General features: G+C 69.0%; 7 protein-coding genes and 1 pseudogene. 4 read left to right on the forward strand and 4 right to left on the reverse strand.

Going from position 1 to position 8,408, the window contains the following annotated elements:
- From AC1DOC_RS09545 to AC1DOC_RS09555, 3 genes and pseudogenes are all read right to left on the reverse strand, one after another.
- Window positions 1-212, reverse strand: a pseudogene (locus AC1DOC_RS09545) (hypothetical protein); the annotation flags it as partial.
- 78 nt (window positions 213-290) lie between these two features.
- Window positions 291-1,361, reverse strand: coding sequence for a response regulator transcription factor (locus tag AC1DOC_RS09550; protein ID WP_278877173.1), 1,071 nt, complete (start codon window positions 1,359-1,361; stop codon window positions 291-293).
- Between the two features lie 12 nt (window positions 1,362-1,373).
- On the reverse strand, window positions 1,374-5,003 hold the full coding sequence (locus tag AC1DOC_RS09555) for a hybrid sensor histidine kinase/response regulator (protein WP_478129717.1): 3,630 nt from the start codon (window positions 5,001-5,003) through the stop codon (window positions 1,374-1,376).
- Between the two features lie 106 nt (window positions 5,004-5,109).
- Here AC1DOC_RS09555 and AC1DOC_RS09560 point away from each other — a divergent pair, with 106 nt between their 5' ends.
- The 4 genes from AC1DOC_RS09560 to ureC are packed head-to-tail and all read left to right on the forward strand — an operon-like array spanning window position 5,110 to window position 8,101.
- Window positions 5,110-5,412, forward strand: a complete 303-nt coding sequence (locus tag AC1DOC_RS09560) for an urease subunit gamma (protein WP_018906796.1) — start codon at window positions 5,110-5,112, stop codon at window positions 5,410-5,412.
- A 29-nt stretch (window positions 5,413-5,441) separates the two neighbouring features.
- Window positions 5,442-6,041: a HupE/UreJ family protein gene (locus AC1DOC_RS09565; protein ID WP_478080299.1), complete on the forward strand. Its 600-nt coding sequence runs from the start codon at window positions 5,442-5,444 to the stop codon at window positions 6,039-6,041.
- Between the two features lie 8 nt (window positions 6,042-6,049).
- Window positions 6,050-6,355, forward strand: a complete 306-nt coding sequence (locus AC1DOC_RS09570) for an urease subunit beta (RefSeq protein WP_018906794.1) — start codon at window positions 6,050-6,052, stop codon at window positions 6,353-6,355.
- Between the two features lie 3 nt (window positions 6,356-6,358).
- Window positions 6,359-8,101 (forward strand): urease subunit alpha, encoded by a 1,743-nt coding sequence (ureC, locus tag AC1DOC_RS09575; protein ID WP_478080300.1) that lies wholly within the window; start codon window positions 6,359-6,361, stop codon window positions 8,099-8,101.
- A gap of 3 nt (window positions 8,102-8,104) precedes the next feature.
- On the opposite strand, the gene AC1DOC_RS09580 is transcribed toward ureC, so the two are convergent.
- The coding region (locus AC1DOC_RS09580) for a type II toxin-antitoxin system death-on-curing family toxin (protein WP_478129718.1) at window positions 8,105-8,408 on the reverse strand (304 nt) is incomplete at its 5' end.

The raw sequence follows: 8,408 nt of genomic DNA on the forward strand, positions 1-8,408 counted from the left end.
ATGTGCAGCCCGTTCATCGGCTCGGTGCCGGTGCGGCCCCACCAGGCTTCGTACTGGCACTGGCCCGGATCGAGCATGCCTGCATCGTCCACGTCGAAATGGCCCGCGGCCTGGGCAGCCGCGCCGGCCAGCAGGCAGGCAGCCGCCGGCAGCCAGGCGGGTTGCGGCCGAAGTCGTCGACTCGTTGTTGTTCTGCGTCTGTTCTTTTTCATCGCCCGTCATCCCGAAGTCCCGGCATTCTAGGGATGGCCAAAGTCACCGCGGCGGCGCGGCGCCCGCAAGGCGGATTCTCAGATCTCGAACTGCGGCTGCAGCTCGCGGATGCGCTTGATGGCCACGCCCGCGGCGGCCGTGCGGGTCTCGACGCCGAGCTTCACGTACACCCGCTCCAGGTGCTTCTTGGCCGTGGCGGGGCTGCTGCCCAGGATCTCGCCGATGTCCTTGTTGGTCTTGCCCTTGACCACCCAGTAGAGCACCTCGGCCTCGCGCGCCGTGAGCTTCAGGCTCAGGCTCATGGCCTCGATCACGGCAGTGTCGGAAATCTCGCGCATGACGATCATCCATTCGTCGCCATCGTCGTCCTGCCCGGTCTGCCGATGCAGCCGCAGGCTGAGGCTGCTCGTGGTTGGCGTGGCCCCCACGCTCGGCACCTGGGGCTGTCCGGCGGCGCTCGGCGTGGCCCCCACGCTCGGCCGCACGATCGAAAGCGCCGGCGGCTCGATGCCCTGCTGCCTGGCCTCGGGCGCATGGCGCCGCAGCCATTCGAGCACCACGGGCGGCGTCTCGGGCGCGCGGGTGTCGCAGTAGCGCTGCAGCAGCTCGCGCGCGAGCGCCGTCTGCCAGATCAGCTTGCCTTCGGGCAGGCGCACCGTGATGCTCGCGTAGCCGAAGGCGTCGAGCGCATTGCGCGCCTGGCCGGCCTGGCGCGCGTCCTGCCGCGCGCGGCGGGCGCCCTGCAGGTGCACGTTCATGCGGGCCAGCACTTCCTTGGGCTTGATCGGCTTGGTGACGTAGTCGACGCCGCCGGCCTCGAGCGCGGCCACCAGGTGCTCGGTCTCGGTGAGGCCGGTCATGAAGACGATGGGAATGTGCGCCGTCGCGGCGTCGGCCTTGAGCCGGCGCGCCACTTCGAAGCCGTCGATGCCCGGCATCATCGCGTCGAGCAGCACGATGTCGGGGCGCGCCTGCGCGGCGCGCTGCAGCGCCTGCTCGCCATTGGTGGCAATGAGCACGGTGTAGCCCGACTCGTCGAGCGCATCGTGCAGCACCGCGAGGTTGTCGGGCACGTCGTCGACGATCAGCACGAGGTCGCTGTTGGCGCCCTGTTCGCGCAGCGTTCTGGCAAGCGGTGTGGTTTCCATGGAACGTGTTCTTCAGTCCGCGCCGACGGCGGCCGCCAGCGCCCGGCTCATGGCCTCGAACTGGAACTGGCGCGCCAGGACGCGCTGCGCCTCGGTCCAGGCCAGGCATTCGGGCTCTTCGGCGTCGATCTCGTCGAGCTGGTTCATGATGCCGCGAAAGTAGCCCAGGCTCACCGCCTCGTCGAGTGCGCGCAGCCTCGAAAGCGACGGCGCCCGCATGGTGCGCGGCGCGGCGGCGGGCACCGGCGTCGCGGCGGTGTCGGTCCATCGCAGGCCGAGGCGGCGCTCGAGCCAGTCGAGCAGTTCGGTGTGGCGCACCGGCTTGACGAAGAAATCTTCCGGTGCAATGCCCACGTCGTTCTCCAGGCCCTTGTCGAAGGCATTGGCCGAGACGATGGCCACGCTGGCATCGGCCAGGCCGAGCCTGCGCGCGCGGCGGATGGTCTCCCAGCCATCGATGCCGGGCATGGCAAGGTCGACGAACATCGCGTCGGGCCGGTAGCCGGCCGCAATGAGGTCGAGCGCATCGTGCCCGCTGGCGGCGCTGCGCAGCTCGAAGCCGAGCGGCGCCAGCACATGGCCGAGCAGCTCGCGGTCGGCCTCCTCGTTGTCGACCACCAGCAGCCGCTGGCGCGGGCCTTCGTAGCCGCGCCGCGCAGGCTGCACCGGCGCCGGGCGGCCCGAGGCGCCGGCCGCGTCGTGCACGCGCGGCAGGAAGAGCCGCACGCAGAAGAGCGAGCCTTCGCCGGGCGTGCTGCGCACCTTCATCTCGCCGCCCATCAGGTCGGTCAGCATCTTGGCGATGGTGAGGCCCAGCCCCGCGCCGGGCGTCGCAGCCGCGGCCGCATCGCCGCGCGTGAAGGGCTCGAAGATGCGCTCGATGTCCTCGGCCGTCATGCCGGGGCCGGTGTCCTCGATCTCGACCGAGGCGAATTCGCGCGCATACGACAGCCGCAGCCTCACCTCGCCCGCGGCCGTGAACTTGATGGCATTGCCCAGCAGGTTGATGAGGATCTGGCACACGCGCTTCTCGTCGGCGCGCACCACCTCGGGCAAGCTGCCCGTGGTCTCGAAGCGGAACCGCAAGCCCTTCTCGGCCGCCTGCAGCTCGAACATGTCGGCCAGCTCGCGCAGCGTGTCGGCAAAGCGCATGGGCCTGGCATGCAGCGTGAGCTTGCCGGCCTCGATGTGGGCAATGGCCAGCGTGCCCTCGATGAGCGACAGCAGGTGTTCGCCGCCGCGCTTGATCACCGCAACGGCCTGCTGGCGGTGCGGCGGCACGGACTGATCCTCGCCCATCAGCTGCGCGTAGCCCAGGATGCTGTTGAGCGGCGTGCGCAGCTCGTGGCTGATGGCGCTGATGTAGCGGCTCTTGGCCTGGTTGGCCTGGTCGGCGGCGCGGCGCGCCTCGTCGGCCGCGAGCTTGGCCTGCTCGGCGACTTCGCGCGCTTCCTCCGCCGTCTGCTTGGCCGACTGCAAGGCGCGGTCGGTCGCGCGGTGCAGTTCGATCTCGCGCATCAGCAGATGGGTCTGGCGGTTCGATTCCTCCTGCGCGACCTTGCGGCTCTGGTGCGCCAGCACCAGCCACCAGGCCACCACGCCCGCAATCACGAGCAGCGCCATGTAGGCCTTGAGAAAGCCCGAGCGCAGTGCCGACTGCTGCACGCCCGCCAGCGCCTCGGCCAGCTCTGACTGCGAGGCCAGCTGCAGCGCGCTCTCGCCCAATGCGCGCAGCTCCTGCTGGTAGAGCACGCCGAACACCACGGCCAGCACCGGCACGATGATCAGCATCAGCAGCAGGAAGTGCCCGAGGCCGGTGTCGAGATAGCGCCAGCTGAAGCGCGGCAGCAGCCAGCGCAGCACCGACGACCATTGCGCCGACAGGCTCGCATGCGGCTTGCACAGGTCGCCGCAGCGCGCGTCGAGCGTGCAGCACAGCGAGCAGATCGCGCCCTGGTAGGCCGGGCAGTGGGCCATGTCGGGGCCTTCGTACTCGCGCTCGCAGATCACGCAGTGCTGCACCTTGAGGCGCTGGTAGCTGCCCTCTGCGCCGCCCTCGTCCACGGCATGCTCGACCCGCGCCCATCGCACCGCGCGCGGACCCGCGGCCGGGGCGAAGGCAACCGCGCCCTGGCCGGCCGAGCCCCGCGCCAGGTAGTACTTGCCGCCCGTGGCCCAGGCCAGCAGCGGCGACACCACCAGCGCCGTGCCCAGCGCAATGAGCGCCGAAAAAGCCTGCGCGAGCGGCCCGAACACGCCCAGGTGCGCGGTGATCGACAGCACCGAAGCCAGCGCCATCGCGCCGACGCCCACCGGGTTGATGTCCCACAGGTGCGCCCGCTTGAACTCGATGCCCGGCGGCGACAGGCCCAGCGGCTTGTTGATGACCAGGTCGGCCACCACCGCCATCATCCAGGCGATGGCGATGTTGGCGAACAGGCCGAGCACGTCGCCCAGTGCCTCGAACACGTTCATCTCCATCAGCATGAAGGCGATGAGCGCGTTGAACACCACCCACACCACGCGCCCCGGATGGCTGTGCGCCACGCGCGAGAAGAAATTGCTCCAGGCCAGCGAACCGGCGTAGGCGTTGGTCACGTTGATCTTGAGCTGCGAGATCACCACGAACAGCGCGGTCGCGGCCACCRCCCAGCCGTAGTTCGGAAACACGTACTCGTAGGCCGCGAGGTACATCTGGTTGGGATCGACCGCGCGCTCGGCCGGCACCATGTGSSTGATSGCSAGRTAKGCCARCAGCGCRCCGCCSAGCATCTTSASCACCCCSAGCACCACCCAGCCCGGCCCSCCGRCCAGSACGCCGGCCCACCAGCGCCGGGCGCCCGCGGCGGTGCGCGCGGGCATGAAGCGCAGGTAGTCGGCCTGCTCCCCCATCTGGGTGATCAAGGCGATGCCAACGGTCAGCGCCGCGCCAAACAGGTGCAGGTCGAAGCCCTTGGCGCCGGCCTTCACACCGTTGTAGTGCACGATGCCCGCGAACGCACCAGGATCGCGCACCAGCACGAAGACGAAGGGCACCACCAGCATCACCAGCCAGAGCGGCTGGGTCCACAGCTGCAGGCGGCTGATGGCCGAGACACCGTGCGTCACCAGCGGAATCACCACCAGCGCGCACACCAGGTAGCCCCACACSGGCGGCACGCCSAGCGCSAGTTCGAGCGCATAGGCCATCACCGCCGCCTCGAGCGCGAAGAAGATGAAGGTGAACGAGGCGTAGATCAGCGASGTGAGCGTSGAGCCGATGTAGCCGAAGCCCGCGCCGCGCGTGAGCAGGTCCATGTCGACGCCGTAGCGCGCGGCATACACGCTGATCGGCAGGCCCGCCAGGAAGATGATGAGTCCCGTCGCCACGATGGCCCAGAACGCGTTGGCGAAGCCGTACTGCACCAGCAGCGTCGCGCCCACGGCCTCCAGCACCAGGAACGAGGCCGCGCCGAAGGCCGTGTTGGCCACGCGCCATTCGGACCACTTGCGAAAGCGCTGCGGCGTGTAGCGCAGCGCGTAGTCCTCGAGCGTCTCGCTCGCCACCCAGCTGTTGTAGTCGCGCCGCACCTTGACGATGCGCTGGGGCGCGTCGTCGGGGCTGGGGGTGGCGGCATCCGGGTTCACACCGTTTCGGTGCATCTTTCGTGCCATCCATACGTCTTTTGGCGAACACCGGCACGACTGTTGCAAAGACGAAGCCTGCCCAATAATGGCCGACCTCCCCCGCCACCCGAAGCCGCCCCCCATGGAACTGACCCCGCGCGAAAAAGACAAGCTGCTGATCTTCACCGCAGCACTGCTGGCCGAACGCCGCAAGGCGCGCGGGCTGAAGCTCAACTACCCCGAAGCCGTCGCGCTGATCTCCGCCGCCGTGATGGAAGGCGCGCGCGACGGCAAGAGCGTCGCGGCGCTGATGAGCGAGGGCCGCAGCGTGCTCACCCGCGCCGACGTGATGGACGGCATCGCCGAGATGATCCCGGACATCCAGGTGGAGGCCACCTTTCCCGACGGTACCAAGCTGGTCACCGTCCACCAACCCATCGTCTGACTCTCCCCTCCGGAACAAGAAAGCCTGCCATGCGCCACAACGCTTCCAAGACGCTTGCCCTCATTGCCATGCTGCTGCCGCTCGCGGCCAGCGCCCACACCGGTGCCGATGGCGGCGTGCACCACGGCTTTGCCACCGGCTTTTTGCACCCGCTGACCGGCGCCGACCATCTGGCGGCGATGGTCGCGGTCGGCCTCTGGAGCGCGCTGGCCGCCCGCCGCGCCTGGCCCGATCTGCTGTGGGCGCCGCTGGCCTTCGCGGGCATGCTGCTCGTGGGCGCGCTGATGGGCTTGGCGGGCGTGCAGCTGCCGGCGGTCGAGCCGATGATCGCGGTTTCGCTGCTGGTGCTGGGCCTGCTGGTCGCCACGCGCATCCATCTGCCGGCCGCAGCGGCCGCGGCGCTGGTGGGCGCGTTCGCCGTCTTCCACGGCGTGGCGCATGGCTACGAGCTGGCCAGCGAAGACGGTGCGGCCCTCACGCTCGCCGGCATGGTCGGCGCCACAGTGCTGCTGCACGCCGCTGGCATCGCGATCGGCTGGGCGCTGCGCCGCGCCAACGCCTGGCTGCCCCGCGTGGCCGGCGCCGCTGTGCTCGGCCTGGGCGCAACGCTGTTGGCCCAGGCCATCTGAGGCCGGCCATGATCCCTGGCGAACTCTTCACCGACGACGGCGAGCACACGCTCAACCCGGGCCGCCGCACGCTCACGCTGGTGGTGCAGAACACCGCCGACCGGCCGATCCAGGTCGGCTCGCACTATCACTTTGCCGAGACCAACGGCGCGCTCGGCTTCGACCGCGCGGCTGCGCGCGGCATGCGGCTGAACATCGCCTCGGGCGCCGCGGTGCGCTTCGAGCCGGGCCAGCAACGCACCGTCGAGCTCGTCGATTTTTCGGGCGATCGCATCGTCTACGGCTTTCGCGGCCTCATCCAAGGAAAGCTCTAAGCCATGGCAACGATTGGACGGCGTGCGTACGCCGAGATCTTCGGCCCCACCGTGGGCGACCGCGTGCGGCTCGCCGACACCGACCTGCTGATCGAGGTCGAGGCCGACTACACGCTGCGCGCCGGCGGCTACGGCGAAGAGGTGAAGTTCGGTGGCGGCAAGACCATCCGCGACGGCATGGCGCAGTCGCAGCGCACTCGCGACGGCAAAAGCAGCGGCCCGACGGCCGGTGGCGCCGTCGACACCGTGCTGACCAACGCGCTGATCCTCGACCACTGGGGCATCGTGAAGGCCGACATCGGCCTGAAGGACGGGCGCATCGCCGCCATCGGCAAGGCCGGCAACCCCGACGTGCAGCCGGGCGTGGACATCGTCATCGGACCGGGCACCGAGATCATCAGCTGCGAGGGCAACATCGTCACGGCCGGCGGCATCGACAGCCACATCCACTTCATCTGCCCGCAGCAGATCGAGGAGGCGCTCGCCTCCGGCATCACCACCATGCTGGGCGGCGGCACCGGCCCCGCCACCGGCACCTTCGCGACCACCGCCACGCCCGGCCCCTGGCACATCGAACGCATGCTGCAGGCGGCCGATGCGTTCCCGATGAACCTGGGCTTCCTCGGCAAGGGCAATGCGAGCCTTCCGGATGCGCTGCACGAGCAGATCGAAGCCGGCGTCATGGGCCTGAAGCTGCATGAGGACTGGGGCACCACGCCTTCGGCCATCAGCAACTGCCTGGACGTGGCCGACGCCACCGACACGCAGGTGGCGATCCACAGCGACACGCTCAACGAGTCGGGCTTCGTCGAGAACACCATCGCGGCCGTGGGCGGCCGCTCAATCTGCGCCTTCCACACCGAAGGCGCGGGCGGCGGCCATGCGCCCGACATCCTGCGCGTGGTGGGCGAGGAGAACTTCCTGCCCTCCTCCACCAACCCCACCATGCCCTACACCATGAACACGCTCGACGAGCACGTCGACATGCTCATGGTGTGCCACCACCTGGACGCCGGCATTGCCGAGGACCTGGCCTTTGCCGAGTCGCGCATCCGCAAGGAAACCATCGCCGCCGAGGACGTGCTGCACGACCTGGGCGCGATCAGCATGTTCAGCTCCGACAGCCAGGCCATGGGCCGCGTGGGCGAAGTGGTGCTGCGCTGCTGGCAGACGGCGCACAAGATGAAGCTGCAGCGCGGCAAGCTTCCCGAGGACAGCGAGCGCAACGACAACTTCCGCGCCAGGCGCTACGTGGCCAAGTACACGATCAACCCCGCCATCTCGCACGGCATTGCGCACGAGGTGGGCTCGATCGAGGTCGGCAAGTGGGCCGACATCGTGATCTGGAAACCCGCCTTCTTCGGCGTGAAGCCCTTCACGCTCATCAAGGGCGGCACCATCGCCATGGCTGCCATGGGCGACCCCAACGCGTCGATCCCCACGCCGCAGCCGGTGCACTACCGCCCGATGTTCGGCAGCTACGGCGGCTCGCTGGCCAGGAGCTCGCTGACCTTCGTCTCGCAGGCCGGACTGGCCGCGGGCATCAAGGAACGCTACGGCCTGGCAAAGCACCTCAGCGCGGTGAAGAACATCCGCAATGTGCGCAAGAAGGACCTGGTCCACAACGGCTACACGCCGAAGATGGAGATCGATGCGCAGACCTATGCGGTGCGCGCCGACGGGCATCTGCTGACCTGCGATCCGGCGGTGCAGCTGCCGCTGACGCAGCGGTATTTTCTGTTCTGAATGTCAGCTGCTCCGAGGCGCGAGATGAGCGCGGATCCACTCCGCAAGCGCCTCTTCCTCGAGCTGGCCGGCGGCGAGCTTGAGTGTGGTCAGCACGCAATCGTGGTCGGTCGCGCGAAGCTCAAACCCATTGAGGTCCAGAAAAACTTCCATGGCGACGAAAGCCGTTCTTTTGTTGCCGTCGGTGAATGGATGGTTGCGAGCAATCCCGAAGGCGTAGCTCGCAGCCAGTGCCGCCGCGTCGGGCGATTCATAAAGCGCCCGGTTTTGCGGTCGCCCCATGGCGGAAACGAGCAGCCCCTCGTCG

This window comes from Variovorax sp. 01T439_2 (assembly GCF_056398445.1).